Origin of the sequence: Streptomyces sp. NBC_01506 (assembly GCF_045040295.1) — a bacterium.
Lineage (GTDB): Bacteria > Actinomycetota > Actinomycetes > Streptomycetales > Streptomycetaceae > Streptomyces.
The window spans coordinates 45,018-62,597 of the sequence record NZ_CP109422.1 but is presented as its reverse complement, the minus strand read 5'-3'; the positions used below and the strand labels follow the sequence as shown (position 1 = coordinate 62,597).

Sequence of the window (17,580 nt, the reverse complement as noted above, 5' to 3'; positions counted from 1 at the left end):
CCTATACACCGGCCTTCGCTGTCGTGTTCTCGCGTTCCAGTCGCACGTGCGCGTGCATGAGTTCGCCGGGGTTGGTCTGGGCGGCCAGGAGGGAGAGTTCTCCGCACAGCACGGTCGCCGCGGCGATGACGGCGAGCCGGCGCGCGTTGTCCCCGGGGGCGCGCTCGGCCCGGCAGCCGAGGCGGGCGAGGTTCGTCTCGACGAAGCCCAGGCCCTTGCCGTTGCCGACGGTGCCCACGATCAGGTTGGGCAGGGTGCAGGAGAAGTACAGGTCGCCGTCGCGGTCCTCGGCCATGGTGATGCCCTGTGATCCTTCGATGATGTTGGCCGCGTCCTGGCCCGTCGCCAGGTAGAACCCGAGCAGCATGTTCGCGAAGTGGGCGTTGGCCGAGCGGATACCGCCGGCGAGCAGGGTCCCGAGCAGGTTCTTGCGGATGTTCAGCTCGACCACCCTGGCCGCCGTGGTGCGCAGGACGCCGGTGACCACCTCGCGGGGCACCAGCAGTTCGGTGACGACGTTCTTCCCGCGGCCCAGGATCCCGTTGATCGCGGTGGCCTTCTTGTCGGTGCAGTAGTTTCCCGAGATCGATCCGTAGGAGATTCCGGGGATGACCCGCAGCAGGTGGGTGAGCAGCGCGTCGGAGGCGAGTGTGGCCATGTTGTGCCCCGAGGCGTCGCCGGTGGAGAACTCGAAGCGGATGAACAGCAGGTTGGCCGTGATCTCGTGCCGTACGCCGATCAGCCGGGCGTAGCGGCTGGAGGCGCGTACCACCTCACCGAGTTCCTCGGTGCGCGCCTGGATGCTCTGCGCGGCCCGGTGGGCGGTTGCCGCGTCCGTGGCCTCGACGAGCACCGAGCGGGTCATGCGCTCGTCGACGAGGGTGGCGGCGATGCCCTGTTCGGCCAGCATGGAGACCTTCGCCCCGCGCCCGACCGAGGGCCACAGGGGCGATTCGTAGGTGGCCAGCGGTACCTGGGTCTCGGTGGTCGCGACGTTTCCCGAGATACGCAGGGGTCCCACCCATCTCATCGGGACCCCGGCCACCGCGTGCGCGTCTGTCATGGTGTGCTTCCCGTCATCTCGTTGAGGACCCCGGCCCCGGCCGCACCCGCACCAGGGCCGGTGCCGTTTCCGTTGCCGTTGCCGTTTCCGGGGGTGGTGCCGGTGCGCTGGGCCAGGCGCCGCGGGTCGATGCCCCGGTCGGCGCAGAAGTCACGCAGTTCGCCGTGGACCAGCAGGTCGCAGCGGGTGAGGTCGGCGGGGGTGCGGGCGCCGAGCATGGTCTGCAGCGCGGCGAGCTGGTCCAGCCATGACGTGAGCTGGGTGATGAGTGCCGGGACACCGCCGTCGAGCAGGGTGCGCAGGAATCCCGCGGACGAGCCGACCGCGCGGGCGCCGAGCGCCAGCGCGCGCACCACGTCCAGCGGGTGGCGCACACCGCCGGAGGCCAGGAGGGGCAGGGTGAGGTCCTGGGCGTCCAGCAGGCAGGCGGCGGTGGACTGCCCCCAGCCGCGCAGGTACGCGTAGTCGGCCACTTCACGGCGGCCGTTCTCGATGCGGGCGAAGTCCGTGCCGCCGCGCCCGCTGACGTCCGCCGCCCGCACCCCCAGGTCCTGAAGTCTCAGCAGCGTCTGCCGGCTCAGCCCGTTGCCGACCTCCTTGACGATGACGGGGACCTCGACGGCCGCCGCGATCTTCTCGATCTGTCCGGGCCAGGAGGCGAACGACCGGTCGCCCTCGGGCATCGGCGTCTCCTGCGCGGTGTTGATGTGGATCTGCAGGGCGTTGGCCTCCAGCAGGTCCACCGCGCGCCGCGCGTTGCCGGCCGTGGTGGTGGCGTTGATGTTCGCCATGACGAACCCGTGCGGGTTCTCCTCGCGCAGGACACGGAACGTGCCGGCGCACGAGGGGTCCTTGAGGTAGGCGTTCATGGACCCCGAGGCGATGGGCACCCCTGCCTCGCGGGCGGCGGTGGCCAGGTCCCGGTTGATGGCACCGGTCTTGGCGCTGCCGCCGGTCATCGCGTTGATGTAGATCGGCGCCTGCCAGGTGATGCCGGCGAAGGTGGTGGCCAGGGACACCTCCGGCCGGTCGATGCCGGCCAGGGCGTGGTGGAGGAACGACACCTGGTCGAACTGGTTGTGCCCGCTGTGCCCGTGGTGCTGCTCGATGGCGAGCCGGACGTGGTCGTCCTTGCGTTGAGCGCTCATTGTTCGGTCCCTTCCAGGGCGGGACGCACGGGCAGGGGCAGCACCCCGGCCGTGGCCCACCGCTCCCGTACGTGTGTGATGTCGCGCGGCGCGCCGGCGTCCAGCAGGGCGATGCCGCAGTCGCCGCCGCCGGCCCCCGAGGGTTTGGCCGCGCCGCCGACGGCCTCGGCGGCGTCGCACATGGTTCTCAGCCCGGGGGTGAAGATGCCGAGGCCGACCTTGTCGTCCAGGCGGGCCAGTTCGCGCCGCGCCAGGCGGATCTGGTGCAGCAGGCCCTGCCGGTCCCCGGTGCGCAGCGCGGCGGCGGCGGCGCGCACACAGGCGGTGGTGGTCCGGACGAACCTGCCGTGGGAGGCGGTGCCCCGCCAGGTGCCCCGGTGCAGGGCGGAGACCAGGGAGGCGGTGGAGGCCGGTTCACCGGTCCAGCCCACCTGCAGCGACAGGCCCTCGGGCGGCGACAGTCTGCTCACCCGGTGACCGGGCCACGGCGCGCGCAGTGCCGTGCCCACCCCCAGCCGGTGGGCCAGGTCGAGCACATGGGCGCGGTCGGGTGCCTGGTAGGCGATCCAGCCGCCCCAGGTGCTGGCGGCGAGATCACCGCCGGACGCCTTGGCGTCGAGCCGGGCGGTGGCGAGCATGGCCAGGCGGAACCGGTCGTCGGGCGACAGGTCCATCGCGCACCAGGACCCCACGGCCGCGACGGTGGCCACGGTCACCGCGCCGCTGGAGCCCAGGCCGAACTTGCGTCCCTCCTGGTGCAGTTGGCTGCTGACCGAGACCTCCAGCGCGGGCGCCGGCAGGCCGCGTTCGGCCCCCAGACTGCCCACCACCTCGATCGCGGACAGCACATGGGCCAGGGCACCGCGTGCCCGTTGCCCGTCGCCGGGGCCGTGCAGGACCAGGCGCTGTCCGTGCCAGCGCCATCCCACCGGCCCCGGGGCGAGGTCGGAGGAGATCACCACGTCCGCCCCGCCCGCACCCCCGCCGGTGCGGGGGGAGGCGGTGACGGTGACATACCGGTCGACCGCCACCAGGATCGCCGGGTTCCCGGGCTCCACCACCGCGTACTCGCCGGCGACGAACAGCTTGCCCGGCGCGCGGCGTACCACCGTGTGCCGGGGGGTACTCATCGCTCCCCGCCCAGCAGGCGGGCGCCGGGCCCCGGCCCGGCGACGAGGACCGAGCCGCGCACGGCACCGGCGCGCAGGGCCTGCGCCACCCGCGGCGCGTCCGTGCGACGGCACAGGATTTTCACGTTCGGCCCGGCGTCCATCGTCGCGTACGCCCCGATCCCCTCGCGCCGAAGTCCCAGCACGGTGTCCAGGACGGTGACCGTGGCCGGTGACAGGTAGCGCACCGCGGGGCGGGCCGCCAGCATGGTCGCGTGCATCCCCAGCGCGTTGCGCTCCGCGATCTCCCCGACCGCGTCGAGGTCGCCGGCCCGCAGCGCGGTGCGCATGTCCGCCAGGTCCCGGGTGCTGGAGTCGGCCCACGGCAGGTACAGCGGCGAGGTGCTGACGGTGCGGCGCATCGCCTCCCGGCTGGACACGGTCTTGGGGCCGGCGTCGACCACGGCGACGACCAGCGCCGGGTCCATGCCCGCCGCCGCGGGCACCGGCTCGGCGTACGAGCCGAGATCCGCCGCCTCCTCCGCCTCCGCCTCCTCGGCCGTGCCGGTGCCGGTGCCGGTGACCGTGCCGGTGGCGGTGTCGTGGCCGGCGTGCCAGACGGCGAAGCCGCCGAACAGCGAGCGTGACGCCGACCCGGACCCGCGCCGCGCCAGACGCGACAGCGCGGTGGTGCCCGGATCCAGCCCGTACGCGGCCGCGGCGGCGACGGCCAGGGCGGCGAACCCGCTGGCGGACGACGCCAGGCCCGCCCCGGTGGGAACGGTGTTCGTGCTGTCCACGACGGCCCGCCGGCCGTCCCCGGCCCTCTCGCGCACCAGTTGGAGGAAGGCGGTGATACGCCGGTGCGTCTCGCCCGTCGCGCTCACGCCGTTGAGCGTCGCCTCGTCGCGCCCGGCCCCGGCCACCAGGCGGACCCGGGTGGTCGTGGGAAGGATGTCCAGCGTCATCGACAGGCTGGAGGTGACGGGAAGCACGAGACGCTCGTCGCGCTTGCCCCAGTACTTGACCAGCGCGATGTTGGGGTGCGCGACGGCGGTGGCATCGTCCGCGCCCGCCCGCCCGGCGGGCCGGGACGCGGGGGACAAGACGGGGGCGGGGGAGGGGTGTTCACGGCGCACGGCTCTCAGGCCCCCTTCAGCGGCAGGACCCACGTCTGTACGGCTCCGGCCTCGTGCAGCCGCCGGGTGACCTCCCGGGCGTGCTGCGGCCCGGTCAGGGCGATCAGGCAGCCGCCCAGACCGCCTCCGGTGATCTTCGCTCCGAGACTGCCCGCCCCGAGCGCGGCCCTGACCAGCTCGTCTATCGCGCCGGTACTGAGACCGGCCGCCCGCATCAGTTCGTGATAGTCCGTCAGCCGGGCGCCGAGCTGCGCCGCCCTGCCGCCGGCGAGATCCGCCGCTCCCGCCTCGGTCAGCTCCCTCGCGCGGCCCACGAACCTCTCGCGCGCCCCGGGGCGGTGCCCGAACCGCTCACCGAGCATGGCGACCGCTTCCTTGGTGCTGCCCGCGACACCGCTGTCCGCGATGATGAACAGCCCCTCGCAGCCGATGCCCAGATCCCGGCTCTCGCCGCCCTGGAACAGCAGCGGGCGCGCCGCGCCGACCGCCACGGCGTCGACACCGCTGGCCCGCCCGTGCGCCATGTTCTCGGCCGTCTGCACCAGCGCGAACGCCTCGCCCGGCGTCAGTTCGCGGCCGAAGAGATCGGCGAGGGCGAAGGCGATCGCGCGGGAACTCGCCGCGCTGGACCCCAGCCCCCGGCCGGGCGGGATCGTCCCGTCGAGGATCACGTCGAAGTGCGCCCCGCCTCCCACGCCCATACGCGCCAGGAACTCCTCCGTCAGCCGGCGCAGCCCGTCGGAGGCCTGCGTCACCAGCGCCCTGGAGGGGGAACCGGTCATCGTGAACGACAGGGCGCCCGCGCTGTCGGACGTACGGGAGGACCACGCGGCGCTCGCGGTGACGGTGAGCTGCGGGATCGGCAGCGCGAGCGCCGGGGCGCCGTAGACGACCGCGTGCTCCCCCAGCAAGATGGCCTTGGCATGGGCGCGGCCGATACCGACCGAGCGGGTCCGGCCGCTTTCCGGCACCCCCTCCACCGAGGTCGGAAGAGTCAACGCACTCAGCTCCCTTTGTCTTGTCTGCATGGAGACCGCACCGTCGAAAGCGCTGGGAAACGAATGGAGCCGCACCCCGTACGGCCTCCCGCGCCGCGGGGGCGGACCGCACACGGCGGCACACACGGCGGCACACACGGCGCCCGGCGCGCGCGGGAGCCGGCGCGCGGACACCGGCGGGCGCCGCGGGGCGGGCGGGGTTTCGTGAGCACCGGGACGGCCGTCACCCGCGCGCGGCGCAAGGGGTGTTGTACGGGGCGCGGGCCGGGCCGCAAGGTGTGACGCACACCGGGCGGGCAGCCGGGCCGGCCTGCGGGAAGGCTGCCGTACGCGCGGGGACCGGGCCTGCCGCGCGGGAACTTCCGGGCAGGGTGGACGTGGGGAGATAGTGACACGGGGGAGCCCGCACGCCAACCGCGCCCCGAAGTGACCTGTGTCACTGAAGGCGGGGCCCCTCGCGCACCGCGCCGCGAGGGGCACCCGCGCACGGGCACCGCGGGCCGCGCGGGCCAACACCGGTGCGGCCGGGGGGACTTCGGCCGCCCGCCGCGACCGCCCCGCCCCCTGCCCCTGCCGGTGGCGGTGCCTGTGTGCGTGCCGGTGTGCGTGCCGGTGTCGCGGGGTCATGGCCGGCGCCGGCGGGCGATCTCCGTGAGTTCCTCGATGTCGAACTCCGAGCGGCGGTGCGGCGCGCCGTAGCGGGTGATCTTCCCGCGGCTCACCCACTTGCGGATGGTCGCCTCGGACACCCCCACGGCGAGCGCGGCCACCTTCGTGGGGACGAGCCGGTGGCTCGGTGGTCTGATCACGCGTCGACGCCCCTTCGCTGCCGTTCCATGAGCTCCCGGAGACCGAGCCACTCGCGTATTTCCCACGAATGCCCCGAGGAGCAGGTAATGCTGCCGCCTCGCGCACCGGCGCCGCCGCGGGGCAGGGCACTGATCGTTCCCGGGCAGTTGTCCACGACACACTTTCTGATGAGCGCGTGGAGATCACTGGGGTCGGGGTCGATCGTCCGGCGCAGTTCAACGACGATGCTCTCGATTTCATCCGCAAAGTCGACCGCCGGGGACTGGGCGGTGAGCCATCCCAGATGGTGCGTGAGAAACCGCGCCAGATGAGGAACCGTACGGGGCGGGGCGGTCGTTCCGAGTTTCTCCACGACCATGCCCGACCATGATTCGAGAATGGCGAAGATGTGATGACGGGCATCGAGAACCGAGATGTCCAGGTGATCCCACTTCCGGGAGCCCGAAACCTTGGTCGGGTTCGTCTGCCTGACGGTCGGTGACACCTGGTGCAGGCACTCCTGGTGCAGACCGGGGAGCGCGCGCAGACCGCGTTCCACCCGCCCGACGCAGGGGGCGCAGAGGACGGACCCGGCGGCGGCACGGTTTTTTTGAGTATGGCTTCTCGGGCATGGGTGAAACTTCATCGAAGCTCCTTCATGAGGGCGGCGCGCCCCGCAACCGCTGTTCAATCACATGGTTTTCCCGTGCCGATTGCGGAAGTTAACTCAGTGCTTTCCTGTCGGTGGGCGTCCGTATCTGCGGGGGAACTCCATATTCCGCTCTCTGTGTCCTGGTCCGGTTAGTCAGGTGCGAGTCCCGGCGGGCAGTGCCAATTACACCGGCCGGCGGCTCGAGTCCCGATACAGCCTCGTTCGGGGCCGGCTTGCGCCGGCACCGCGGGCACACGTACCGCCCGCGCCCCTCAAGTCGGCTTCCACCCGGAACCGAGCCTTGGTAGAGCGCCTGCCTCGACGGTGGCGGAAGGAAGGAGGCACTGTGGACGGTACGCACGGAGGCGAACGCGCAGTAAGCGGCCGACTCGTCGCGGGACCGCCGGTGACGGCGGACGCTCAGTTCCCCCCGCAGGAGCCATCGTCACCCGGCCACCCGGCCACCACCCGCGCACCGGCCCCGCCGGCCGGTGACGCCACGTCAGCACACCTGGAGGTGTGTCTCGTCGGCGCCGGACCCCGGGGCCTGTCCGTGCTGGAACGGCTCTGCGCGCAGGAACGGAAGTCGCCCCGCTGGGACACCGTCACCGTGCATGTCGTCGATCCCGACCCGCCGGGCCCGGGACGGGTATGGCGCTGCGCGCAGTCCCGGCACCTGCTGATGAACACCGTCGCCTCCCAGGTCACGGTGTTCACCGACGCCAGCGTGCGCATCGACGGCCCGCTGGAGGAGGGGCCGAGCCTCTACGAGTGGGCCAAGACCCTGGAGCCGGGCCCCCGCACCCCGCCCGCCCCGCCCACCGCGGGCACACCCGCCCCGCACGCCGCCCGCGAGGACGTCCTCGCCGAGGCACGCGCCCTGGGCCCCGACGTCTACCCCACCCGCGCGCTCTACGGCCGCTACCTGGCCTGGGCGTTCCAGCGGGTCGTCGCGAACGCCGCCGCCCACGTGAGGGTACGCACGCACCGCGTACGGGCCGTCGCCCTCAAGGACGCGGGCACCCCCGGCGCCGGGACCCAGACGGTCGTACTCGAGGACGGCACCCGCCTGGCCGGCCTGTCCGCGGTCGTCCTGGCCCAGGGCCACGTACCGGTACGGCCCACCGCCACCGAACGGCGGCTGGCCGCCTTCGCCGCCCGGCACGCCCTGACCTACCTGGCCCCCGCCAACCCGGCCGACGCGGACCTGTCGGGCATCCGCCCCGGCCAGAGCGTGCTGCTGCGCGGACTGGGGCTCAACTTCTTCGACTACATGGCCCTGTTCACCCACGGCCGCGGCGGCGTCTTCACCCGCACCGCCGGCCGCCTGGTCTACCGGGCCTCCGGCCGCGAGCCGCGCCTGTACGCGGGCTCCCGGCGCGGCGTGCCCTACCAGGCGCGCGGCGAGAACGAGAAGGGCGCCCACGGACGCTACTTCCCCCGGCTGCTGACCGCCGGCCACATCGAGGCACTGCGCGCCCGGGGCGCGGCCGTCGACTTCGCCGCCGACCTGTGGCCGCTGATCTCCAGGGAGGTGTGCGGCGTCTACTACACGGCCCTGCTCGCCGCCCGCGGCGAACCCGGCCCGGCCCGCGAGGAGTTCACCGAACGCTACCTGCGCACCGCACCGGGCCCGGACCAGGACCGGCTCCTCGACGAGGCCGGGATCGGCACGGCCGAACGCTGGGACTGGCAGCGCGTCGCCCGCCCCTACGACACCCGCGCCCTGCGCGACCTGGCCTCCTTCCGCGACTGGCTGCGCGGCCACCTCGACCAGGACCTCGCCCTGGCCCGCCAGGGCAACGTCAGCGGACCGGTCAAGGCCGCACTCGACGTCCTGCGCGACCTGCGCAACGAGGTGCGCCTGGCCGTCGACCACGCCGGCCTGAGCGCCGCGTCCCACCGCGACGACCTCGAACGCTGCTACACACCGCTCAACGCGTATCTGTCCATCGGCCCCCCGCCCTCACGCATCGAGGAGATGGCCGCGCTCATGGACGCGGGCATCCTGGAGGTGACCGGCCCCGGACTCGACATCACCGCCCAGGAGCACGACCCGCTCGGCCCCTGCTTCACCGCCACCTCGAGCCGGATACCGGACGTACGGGTACGGGCCACCGCACTCATCGAGGCCCGCCTGCCCGAGATCGACCTGCGCCGCACCGCCGACCCCCTGATGAGACAGATGCTGCGCACCGGTCAGTGCCGCCCGTACCGCATCACCCACGACGGCGACGGGGACGGTTCGGGTTACGAGACCGGCGGCCTCGCCGTGTCCCCGCGGCCCTACCACCTGATCGACGCCCGGGGCGTGCCGCACCCCCGGCGCTTCGCCTACGGGGTCCCCACCGAGTCCGTGCACTGGGTGACCGCCGCCGGCATCAGACCCGGCGTCGGCTCGGTCACCATCGAGGACTCCGACGCCATCGCGGCGGCGGTCCTCGCCGTCCCACGACAGCAGCCCACGCCCCGCGTCCCGCTCACGGCCCCGGGCACGAAGACGGACGCCTGAGCCCCCGGGGTCACCGTCCGCGCGTACGGCCACCGGCACACCGCCGGCGGCCGCACACGCCGCCCCCTCACCCCGCACGGCGACTCCCGCCCCGGCCCAAGCCCCGCCCGGTCGGCGCCCCGCGCCGTACAGTCCGCCACCGGCCGGCGCGGGTGTTCACCGCGCCGTACGGCACCAGGCACCGCCCCCCCCGGCCCAAGTCCCGCCCGAACCCTGCCGATCGCCGTCCTGGCCACCGGCGGACAGCCCGCCACCGGGCGGGTCCCGACCGGCCACCGGCCCGCCGGGTACTCGCCGCGCCGTGCGGCACGAGGCGCCGCTGTCCCGGCCCGAACCCTGCCAAGTCCCGCCCAGGTCCGCCCGGTCGGCGGCCCGCGCCGTACAGCTCGCCGCCGGTCCCGGCCGACCCGGGGTGTTCACCGCGCCGTACGGCACAGGGCACCGCCGGCCCGTCCCGGCCCAAGTCCCCCGGCCGGAGCCGCGTCCGGGCAGGACGAGGCCGGGGAACCATTGACCCGGGCCGCGCGGCCCCCGGCCGGGTGCCTGCCGCGCCGTGCGGCCCGAACCCCGCCAAGTCCCGCCCGCGGCCGGCCGGTCCGCGGCCCGGGCCGTACAGCTCGCCGCGCCGCCGGGGGAGGACCGCCCCGTCTCCCCGCCCCCGCACCCGGCCCGGGTTCCCGTGGTGGCGCTCGAGGGCTCCTCGTGGGCGCCTCGACGTTCACTCGAGGCCCCGGCCCCCGGCGGTGCGAACCCTCCCGCCCGCACGGCCGCGCCCCGCATGATGCAACCACAACACACGGGGAAGGCGGGCGACTTGAGCCGGGACGCGGGTGGCAGCGGCGGGGGCAGGGGCGGTCACGGTCATGCCGTGGTCGTCGGCTCGGGCCTCGCCGGGCTCACCGCGGCGCGCGCCCTGGCCAACTTCATGGACCGGGTCACCGTGATCGAGCGCGACTGGGTGCCCCCCGGCCCCGCCCGGCGCCCGGGAGTGCCCCAGGCACGGCACACCCACAGCCTCATGACAGCCGCCCAGCGGGGCCTGGAGCAGTTGTTCCCCGGTATCGGCCAGGACCTGACCGGCGCCGGAGCGGTACGGGTGCGGATGCCCCGGGACATGCTGCTCCTGGGTCCGGGCGGCTGGCTGCCCCGGTTCGACTCGCACCTGTCGATGCTCAGCGCCGGCCGCGACCTGATCGACTCGGTGATACGCCAGCGGCTGCGCGCCGACCCCGCGGTGGCCTTCCTCCCCGGGCACGAGGTCGTCGCCCTGAACCCCGGCCGCCACGACACCGTCACCGGCGTATGGGCACGCCGGCGCGACCGCGCGGCGCCCGGCGGACGGGCCGCCGCGCACCTGATACCGGCCGACTTCGTCGTCGACGCCACCGGACGCGGCTCACACGCCCCGAAGTGGCTCGCCGAACTCGGCTACGAGCCCCCTGGCGAAACGGTGGCCGGTGCCCGTACCGCGGTCGCCACCGCCGTGTTCGCCCCGCCCGTCGGCCATGTCGCCGACTGGAAGGCCCTGTTGCTCATGCCCTCGGCCGCCGACCGGTCCCAGGGCACCCTCAACCCCATCGAGGGCGGCCGCTGGTCGGTGTCGCTGTGCGCCGGCGACGGCATGCGCCCGCCCGCCGACCACCAGGAGCTGCTGGACGCCGCGGGCGCCCTGCGCCACCCCCTGCTGCGCGAGGTCCTGGACGCCGCCACCCCGCTGGGCCCCGTCTACCGCTGGACGCGCACCGGCAACCGCTGGCGCCACTACGAGAAACTGCGCCGCTGGCCCGACCAGTTCCTCGTCGTCGGCGACGCCCTCGCCGTCCTCGACCCGGCCCACGGCCAGGGCATGACCACCGCGGTGCAGTGCGCCCTGGTCCTGGACCACCTGCTCGCCGGACACGGCACGGCCATCGGCCTCGGCCACCGCATGCGCCGGGCCCTCGCCCACCAACTGGCCCCCGCCTGGCGCACGAGCACCCGCGAACTGCGCGCGGCACAGGGGGATAAGGACCCGCGGGCCCCGGGCCGCGCCGAACGGCTCGGCAGGCGCTTCGCGGCCCGGATCGCCACCGCCGCGAGCACCGACACGAACGCGGCGACACTGCTGCTCGAACGGCTGCAGAGCGCCTCCCCGCCCGCCGCCGCGCTGCGGCCGAGGGCGCTGCGGGCGGCACTGCGCCGCCCGCACGCCCCGGCCCCGGCCCCGGCCGCGCCCCCCAGCACCACCCACGGCCCCGACACCCGCCGGCGCCGCCCCGCCACCGCCGTGTCCACCGGCTCCGCCCGGCGCACACCCACCACCCCGCCGCCACCGCAGCCGCCGGCCACCACCCCGGCCCGCGACCCGCACCGGCCGTGAACCGGCGTACGCGCCCCCTGAGCCGCCCCCGCCCGCCGTACACCCGCGAACATGGCCGGGAATCAGCCCTGTTACGCCCCCCGGTGGCCGAAACACCCCGGCACCTCGTAACTCGCTCAAGAACCAGTCCAGTTGGACCGGGCCCCGGCCCGCAGAGGTTGTCCGCCCGCGCCGCGCGTCGATAGCGTTCCCACTGATCCAGGGCACAGGCCCGCCCGCGCCGCGGCGGACCGCCTGGACCAACGACCGCTCGCCGGCCGGACCGGGTGTGCCTGTCACGGCCGGCGGCGATGGGGAGGGCGCGCGGGTATGAGCACGACCGGAACGGCCCCGCAGGGCTCACGGACCGAGACACCGAAGGGTGAGCGGGTCGCCGACTGGGCGGACGGGCGGCTGGGGCTCTACCAGTTCCGGTTTCTGATCCGCAAGGTGTTCCCCGAACACTGGTCGTTCATGTTCGGCGAGATCGCGCTCTACAGCTTCATCATCCTGCTGCTCACCGGGACCTGGCTCACCTTCTTCTTCGACCCCAGCATGGCCGAGACCGTCTACGACGGCCCCTACGTCCCGCTCCAGGGCGTGCTGATGTCGGAGGCGTACGCCTCCACCGTCGAGATCAGCTTCGAGATACGCGGCGGCCTGCTCATCCGCCAGCTCCACCACTGGTCCGCCCTGATCATGATCGGCGCCCTGTGCCTGCACACCCTGCGGCACTTCCTCACCGGCTCCTTCCGCAAGCCGCGCGAGGCCAACTGGCTGATCGGCTTCACGATGCTGATCCTGGTCACCCTCGAGGGCTTCTTCGGCTACTCGCTCCCCGACGACCTGCTCTCGGGCACCGGCGTGCGCATCGCCTCGGGCGTCACCCTCGCCGTCCCGGTGCTCGGCACCTACGCCCACATGCTCCTGTTCGGCGGCGAGTTCCCCGGAACCGAAGTCGTCACCCGGCTCTACCCCGTACACATCCTGCTGCTGCCCGCACTCATCTTCATCCTGCTCACCGTCCACCTGATCCTGGTCTTCTACCACAAGCACACCCAGTTCCGCGGGCCCGGCCGCACCGAGAACAACGTCGTCGGCGAACCCCTGGTGCCCAACTACACGGCCAAGGCGGGCGGCTTCTTCTTCCTGGTCTTCGGTGTCCTCGCGCTCCTCGCGGGCATCGCCCAGATCAACCCCGTGTGGGTCTACGGGCCCTTCCGCTCCGACCAGATCTCCCAGGGCTCCCAGCCCGACTGGTACATGGGCTTCCTCGAAGGCGCCCTGCGGGCCATGCCCGCCTGGGAGTTCGTCATACCGGGCGGCTACACCGTCAACATGGGCGCCCTGATACCGGCCGTCGTCGTGCCCACACTGATGATCGCGGTGATCGGCCTGTGGCCGTTCCTGGAAGCCTGGGTCACCGGCGACAGACGCGAACACCACCTCCTGGACCGGCCGCGCGACCACCCCACACGCACCGCGTTCGGCATCGCCTTCGTCGCCCTGTACCTGGTGCTGTTCTTCGGCGGCGCCAACGACATCCTCGCCGAACGCCTCCATCTGTCCCTGAACACGATCACCTGGGCCGTACGCATCGGGATCTTCCTCGTCCCGGCACTGACCTACATCATCACCAAACGGCTCTGCCTGGGCCTCCAGCGCCGCGACCGCGACAAAATCCTGCACGGCCGCGAGAGCGGCAGGATCAGAAGGCTGCCGCACGGCGAGTTCGTCGAGGTCCACGAGCCCCTGGACCCCGGACAGCGCTACGCGCTGCTGTCCCGGCAGGACTACGAGCCGATGCCCGAGCCCGTGGCCGAACACGACGGCGTGCCCCGCCCGCGCGCCCGCACCCAGGTCCTGCGCCACCGCCTCAGCCGCTGGCTGTACGGCGGGAACATCGAAAAACCGGCACCCCGGGAGCTGGAGCAGGCCCACGAGCACACCGCCCACACACCCGACGGCTCCTTGGGCCCGTCCGACGGCCACGACGGGCACAGCGGCCCCGCCGTGCCCCGCCCCGCCACCGAACGGGAACGGGAGCCGGGCCAACTGCGCTGACCCGGCGCGGCGTCCGCCGCGATCCGGACCGGACCGGGCCGGGGGGCCGGCCCGTCCCGGCCGGCCGGCGCCCCTTGCCGCAGTGCCCACGAAAGGCCCGATGAGCCCAGCACCGCGGCCCGGCGCGCCCCGGCCCCAGTCCGTCACCGGGGCCCGCCCCGGCCTGACCCAGGACCTGCGCGCCCGTCAGCGCCGTTACATCACGGCCATGCTGGTGCGCACCGCCTGTGTGCTGGTGATGGCCGCCACCTGGAACCGCTGGCCCGTCCTCGCCGTCTGCGCCCTGACCGGCGGGGTCGTCATCCCCTACGCCGCGGTGGTCGCCGCCCAGGCCGGGTGGCCCCAGCGGCGCGGTACGCGGTCCGCGCCGGCACGCACCGCCCCCGCCCCGGCCGCCCGTGCCGTACTGGAACCCACCCTGATCCTGCCGCCCGAACCCGGCACGGCGCCGCACCCCGGCACCTGACCCGCACCCCCGCACAGACCGCCCGGCACGAACCGCCCGGCACCCGGCCGCGCGGGCGGGAGAACTCCCGTCCCCGCGCCCCCGGTTGACGCCGGTTGACGTGATCCACGTCACTTCACGGTGCTCTTGGCGCGCACGTGACGGCCGTGTCACTATTTGAGCAAGCTCCCCCTGCCCAAAACCTGCCGTGCGGCAGCGGGTTGAGTGTCCACCCCCCCGTACAGGCGAACCGGGTCCGTGCCGGACACGCCCTGTACCCGGGCGGCCCTGTGCCCCGGCGGAACAACCGTCCGGCGCCCGCAGGGGCCTTCGCGCGACGCGTCCCGCCCCACACCTCACCCGCAACCCCGCCCCCGGGCCCCGGCCTTTCGGCGCGGGGTCCCACGCGCGCGTCCGCGGGCGGCACCCGCCCGACGAGCACCGGGGCTCTTCCCGTACAGAAGGCAGACTCTACAGAGAGCGGACCCCAGATATGCCAAGGCTATGCAAGCCCGCGGTGCATGCGCCGGAACACGTCATCACGATGGAAGAGACTCTGGAATTCGCCCGAAGCGCCCACGACGGAAAGCCGCAGCTTCCGCTGGCGCTGCGGCTGATCCGCAACACAGGGGTGCAGAAACGGCATCTGGTGCAGCCGATCGAGAAGACGCTGCGCCATCCGGGCCTGACGGAACGCAACCGTATCTACGAGATCGAATCCAAGAAGCGCTGCCCCCAGGTCGTCGAACAGGCCCTTCAGAACGCCGATATGACGGCACGTGACATCGACGCGATCATCTACGTGTCGTGCACCGGATTCCTGATGCCCTCACTCACCGCGTGGCTGATCAACACACTCGGATTCCGCTCCGACACCCGCCAGATACCCATCGCGCAACTGGGGTGCGCCGCCGGCGGCGCGGCGATCAACCGCGCGCACGACTTCTGCCTGGCCCACCCGGGCAACAACGTCCTGATCGTCGCGTGCGAGCTGTGCTCACTGTGCTACCAGCCCGACGCCGACGACATCGGCTCGCTGCTGTCCGACGGGCTGTTCGGCGACGCGGTCGCCGCCGCCGTGGTGCGCGGCAGCGGCGGCACCGGCATCGAGCTGGAGCGCAACGCCTCCTACCTCATCCCCCACACCGAGGACTGGATCTCCTACTCGGTGCGCGACACCGGCTTCCACTTCCAGTTGGACCGCCGGGTGCCCGGGACGATGGAACCGCTCGCCCCGGTGCTGCGGGAGTTCGCCAAGGACCACAGCTGGGACATCGGCAGCCTCGACTTCTACATCGTGCACGCCGGCGGCCCGCGGATCCTGGACGATCTCGCCAAGTTCCTCGACGTCGACCGTGAGGTGTTCCGGCACAGTTGGGCGACGCTGACCGAGTACGGGAACATCGCCAGCGCCGTCGTGCTCGACGCGGCGCGCCGGCTGTTCGAGCAGGACACCCCCCGGCCCGAGGCCACCGGTCTGATCGCGGGCTTCGGTCCCGGCATCACCGCGGAGATGGCGCTGGGCCGCTGGGGCGCCGACGCCCCGGCGCGACTGGGCAAGGCCGCATGAGCGGCGTCGTCCTGCCGCCCGGCCAGGGGCGCAGGCTGATCACGAAGGCGCAGGAAGTGACCTTCAAGGCGACGAAGGCGCAGGGTTCGGCCGTGTCGATCTTCGAGGTGGTCGTGCCGCCCGGCTTCGACGTCGGGGCCCATGTCCACCGCGACTCGCAGGAATTCTTCTACGTCCTTCAAGGCGAGCTGCAGCTCATGGCGTTCGAGCCGCAGGAACGCACCGGCCAGTCCTGGCAGGACTGGCGGTCCCCGCAGGGGGACCGGGTGATCCGGGCGACCGAGGGCGCGTGCATGTTCGTTCCCCCCGGAACCCCGCACGCGTTCAAAAACGCCTCCGACGCACCGGCACGCATGCTGTTCCAGTGCTTCCCCTCGCCGTACCACGAGCTGTACTTCGAGGAGATCGCGGAGATCTGGGCGTCCGGCGAGACGGTCGACCCCCGGGCCGTGGAGCGGATGCGCCGGCGTTACGACGTCGACCAGCTCACACCGCTTCGCTACGACCCTCCCGCCCTCCTTCCCACCCGGCCGGCGACCGAGCACGGAGTGTGAGCCAGATGAACGCGACGGACACGATTCCCCTGGTGCGCGCGAGCCTGGGCGAGCGCGAACTGGCCGCGGTGGCCGAGGTGTTCACCTCCGGCTGGCCGGCCGGCCAGGGCCCGCAGGGCACCGGGCTGGAGGCCGAGCTGACGCGGCGTTACGCGGCCGGCGGCGCGGTCGCGGTGAGCAACTGCGGCGCGGCGCTGCACCTGGCCATGCTCGCGCTCGGCGTGGCACCCGGCGACGAGGTGATCGTCGCCGACTACACCTTCCCGGCCCCCGCCCACGCGGTGCGCTACGTCGGTGCCACCCCGGTGACGGCCGACGTGCGCGCGGACACCGGGACCGTCGACCCGCAGGCGGTCGCGGACCTCATCGGCCCGCGGACCGTGGGCGTGATCGCGGTCGACACACTGGGACTGCCCGCGGACTACGCGCAGTTGAAGGCGGTCACCGACCGGCACGGGCTGTTCCTCGTCGAGGACGCCGCCTGCGCGGTCGGCGCCACCTACCAGGGCCGCGAGGCGGGCGCGCTGGCCCCGGTGGCCTGTCTGTCCTTCCACGGGCGCAAGGGGGCCACCAGCGGTGAGGGCGGGGCGCTGATCGCCACCGACCCGGCGGTCGCCCGCGACGCGCGCATGCGCTCCTCGTTCGGCATCGGCAGCATCTTCGACCAGGCGCAGATCGTCGGCCTGCCCGTGCCGGAGTTCACCGAGATCGGCTACAACTTCAAACTGTCCGACATCGCCGCGGCGATCCTGCGGGTGCAGCTCGGGCGGACCGGCGAACTCCTCCAGCGCCGCCGCGCCGTCGCCGCACGCTACGGCGAACTCCTGGCCGGCGAGGAACTGCTGAGCGTGCCGCACGTGCCCGCGGACCGCACCCACGCCTGGCAGTCCTACCCGGTGACCCTTGACGCGGGCGTGGACCGCGCGAAGGTCGCCACCGACCTGCGCGCGGCGGGCATCGGCTGCGGGCACGGCGCCTGGGCCACCCATCTGCAGCCGGTGTTCGCCACGAAGCACACCTGCCCCGTCTCCGCGGATCTCTTCCGCCGCACCCTGGCCATACCCATGCACGCCGAACTGAGCATGGACCAGGTCGAACGGGTCGTACGGGTGCTGCGCACCGCGCTGCGCGCCCACGCGTCCTGAAGGCCCCGGCGCCGCACAGCACACACCCCCGCACCCGGCCCGGTCGCACCCGCC

Annotated in this window: 14 protein-coding genes; 7 read left to right on the top strand and 7 right to left on the bottom strand. The window is 73.5% G+C overall.

Annotated features, from left to right (window positions below; translation table 11 throughout):
• Nucleotide 1 precedes the first annotated feature (1 nt).
• From OG329_RS00285 to OG329_RS00255, 7 genes are all read right to left on the bottom strand, one after another.
• Nucleotides 2-1,063: a hydroxymethylglutaryl-CoA reductase gene (locus OG329_RS00285; protein ID WP_405791572.1), complete on the bottom strand. Its 1,062-nt coding sequence runs from the start codon at nt 1,061-1,063 to the stop codon at nt 2-4.
• A complete protein-coding gene (fni, locus tag OG329_RS00280) occupies nt 1,060-2,211 on the bottom strand; it encodes a type 2 isopentenyl-diphosphate Delta-isomerase (RefSeq protein WP_405791570.1) in 1,152 nt (383 codons plus the stop codon). Before fni ends, OG329_RS00285 begins: the two co-directional genes overlap by 4 nt.
• Nucleotides 2,208-3,341 (bottom strand): phosphomevalonate kinase, encoded by a 1,134-nt coding sequence (locus tag OG329_RS00275; protein WP_405791568.1) that lies wholly within the window; start codon nt 3,339-3,341, stop codon nt 2,208-2,210. The genes fni and OG329_RS00275 overlap by 4 nt, the downstream gene beginning before the upstream one ends.
• Nucleotides 3,338-4,459 carry a diphosphomevalonate/mevalonate 3,5-bisphosphate decarboxylase family protein gene (locus OG329_RS00270; protein WP_405791566.1) on the bottom strand — a complete coding sequence of 374 codons (1,122 nt, stop codon included), beginning with the start codon at nt 4,457-4,459 and terminating at the stop codon, nt 3,338-3,340. Before OG329_RS00270 ends, OG329_RS00275 begins: the two co-directional genes overlap by 4 nt.
• A 5-nt stretch (nt 4,460-4,464) precedes the next feature.
• Nucleotides 4,465-5,457: a mevalonate kinase gene (mvk, locus tag OG329_RS00265; RefSeq protein WP_405791564.1), complete on the bottom strand. Its 993-nt coding sequence runs from the start codon at nt 5,455-5,457 to the stop codon at nt 4,465-4,467.
• 623 nt (nt 5,458-6,080) lie between these two features.
• Nucleotides 6,081-6,266, bottom strand: coding sequence for a hypothetical protein (locus tag OG329_RS00260; RefSeq protein WP_405791563.1), 186 nt, complete (start codon nt 6,264-6,266; stop codon nt 6,081-6,083).
• Nucleotides 6,263-6,892, bottom strand: a complete 630-nt coding sequence (locus OG329_RS00255; RefSeq protein ID WP_405791561.1) for a hypothetical protein — start codon at nt 6,890-6,892, stop codon at nt 6,263-6,265. The genes OG329_RS00260 and OG329_RS00255 overlap by 4 nt, the downstream gene beginning before the upstream one ends.
• A 523-nt stretch (nt 6,893-7,415) precedes the next feature.
• Between OG329_RS00255 and OG329_RS00250 the strand changes: the two genes are divergently transcribed.
• The 7 genes from OG329_RS00250 (at nt 7,416) to OG329_RS00220 (ending at nt 17,526) form a co-directional block, all read left to right on the top strand.
• Nucleotides 7,416-9,410 carry an FAD/NAD(P)-binding protein gene (locus OG329_RS00250; RefSeq protein WP_405801600.1) on the top strand — a complete coding sequence of 665 codons (1,995 nt, stop codon included), beginning with the start codon at nt 7,416-7,418 and terminating at the stop codon, nt 9,408-9,410.
• 814 nt (nt 9,411-10,224) lie between these two features.
• Nucleotides 10,225-11,769: an NAD(P)/FAD-dependent oxidoreductase gene (locus OG329_RS00245; protein WP_405791559.1), complete on the top strand. Its 1,545-nt coding sequence runs from the start codon at nt 10,225-10,227 to the stop codon at nt 11,767-11,769.
• 309 nt (nt 11,770-12,078) lie between these two features.
• Nucleotides 12,079-13,812 (top strand): cytochrome bc complex cytochrome b subunit, encoded by a 1,734-nt coding sequence (locus OG329_RS00240; RefSeq protein WP_405791557.1) that lies wholly within the window; start codon nt 12,079-12,081, stop codon nt 13,810-13,812.
• A gap of 100 nt (nt 13,813-13,912) precedes the next feature.
• A complete protein-coding gene (locus OG329_RS00235) occupies nt 13,913-14,278 on the top strand; it encodes a DUF3099 domain-containing protein (RefSeq protein ID WP_405791555.1) in 366 nt (121 codons plus the stop codon).
• 523 nt (nt 14,279-14,801) lie between these two features.
• Nucleotides 14,802-15,827: a type III polyketide synthase gene (locus OG329_RS00230; protein WP_405791553.1), complete on the top strand. Its 1,026-nt coding sequence runs from the start codon at nt 14,802-14,804 to the stop codon at nt 15,825-15,827.
• Nucleotides 15,824-16,381 (top strand): cupin domain-containing protein, encoded by a 558-nt coding sequence (locus OG329_RS00225; protein WP_405791552.1) that lies wholly within the window; start codon nt 15,824-15,826, stop codon nt 16,379-16,381. The genes OG329_RS00230 and OG329_RS00225 overlap by 4 nt, the downstream gene beginning before the upstream one ends.
• 5 nt (nt 16,382-16,386) lie before the next feature.
• On the top strand, nt 16,387-17,526 hold the full coding sequence (locus OG329_RS00220; RefSeq protein ID WP_405791550.1) for a DegT/DnrJ/EryC1/StrS family aminotransferase: 1,140 nt from the start codon (nt 16,387-16,389) through the stop codon (nt 17,524-17,526).
• The last annotated feature ends 54 nt before the right edge of the window (nt 17,527-17,580 follow it).

Bases quoted from the DNA above. Each gene is read 5' to 3' on its own strand.
- OG329_RS00285 (WP_405791572.1), bottom strand. From the start codon at position 1,063: ATGACAGACGCGCACGCGGTGGCCGGGGTCCCGATGAGATGGGTGGGA.
- fni (WP_405791570.1), bottom strand. From the start codon at position 2,211: ATGAGCGCTCAACGCAAGGACGACCACGTCCGGCTCGCCATCGAGCAG.
- OG329_RS00275 (WP_405791568.1), bottom strand. From the start codon at position 3,341: ATGAGTACCCCCCGGCACACGGTGGTACGCCGCGCGCCGGGCAAGCTG.
- OG329_RS00255 (WP_405791561.1), bottom strand. From the start codon at position 6,892: ATGAAGTTTCACCCATGCCCGAGAAGCCATACTCAAAAAAACCGTGCC.
- OG329_RS00240 (WP_405791557.1), top strand. From the start codon at position 12,079: ATGAGCACGACCGGAACGGCCCCGCAGGGCTCACGGACCGAGACACCG.
- OG329_RS00235 (WP_405791555.1), top strand. From the start codon at position 13,913: ATGAGCCCAGCACCGCGGCCCGGCGCGCCCCGGCCCCAGTCCGTCACC.
- OG329_RS00230 (WP_405791553.1), top strand. From the start codon at position 14,802: ATGGAAGAGACTCTGGAATTCGCCCGAAGCGCCCACGACGGAAAGCCG.
- OG329_RS00225 (WP_405791552.1), top strand. From the start codon at position 15,824: ATGAGCGGCGTCGTCCTGCCGCCCGGCCAGGGGCGCAGGCTGATCACG.
- OG329_RS00220 (WP_405791550.1), top strand. From the start codon at position 16,387: ATGAACGCGACGGACACGATTCCCCTGGTGCGCGCGAGCCTGGGCGAG.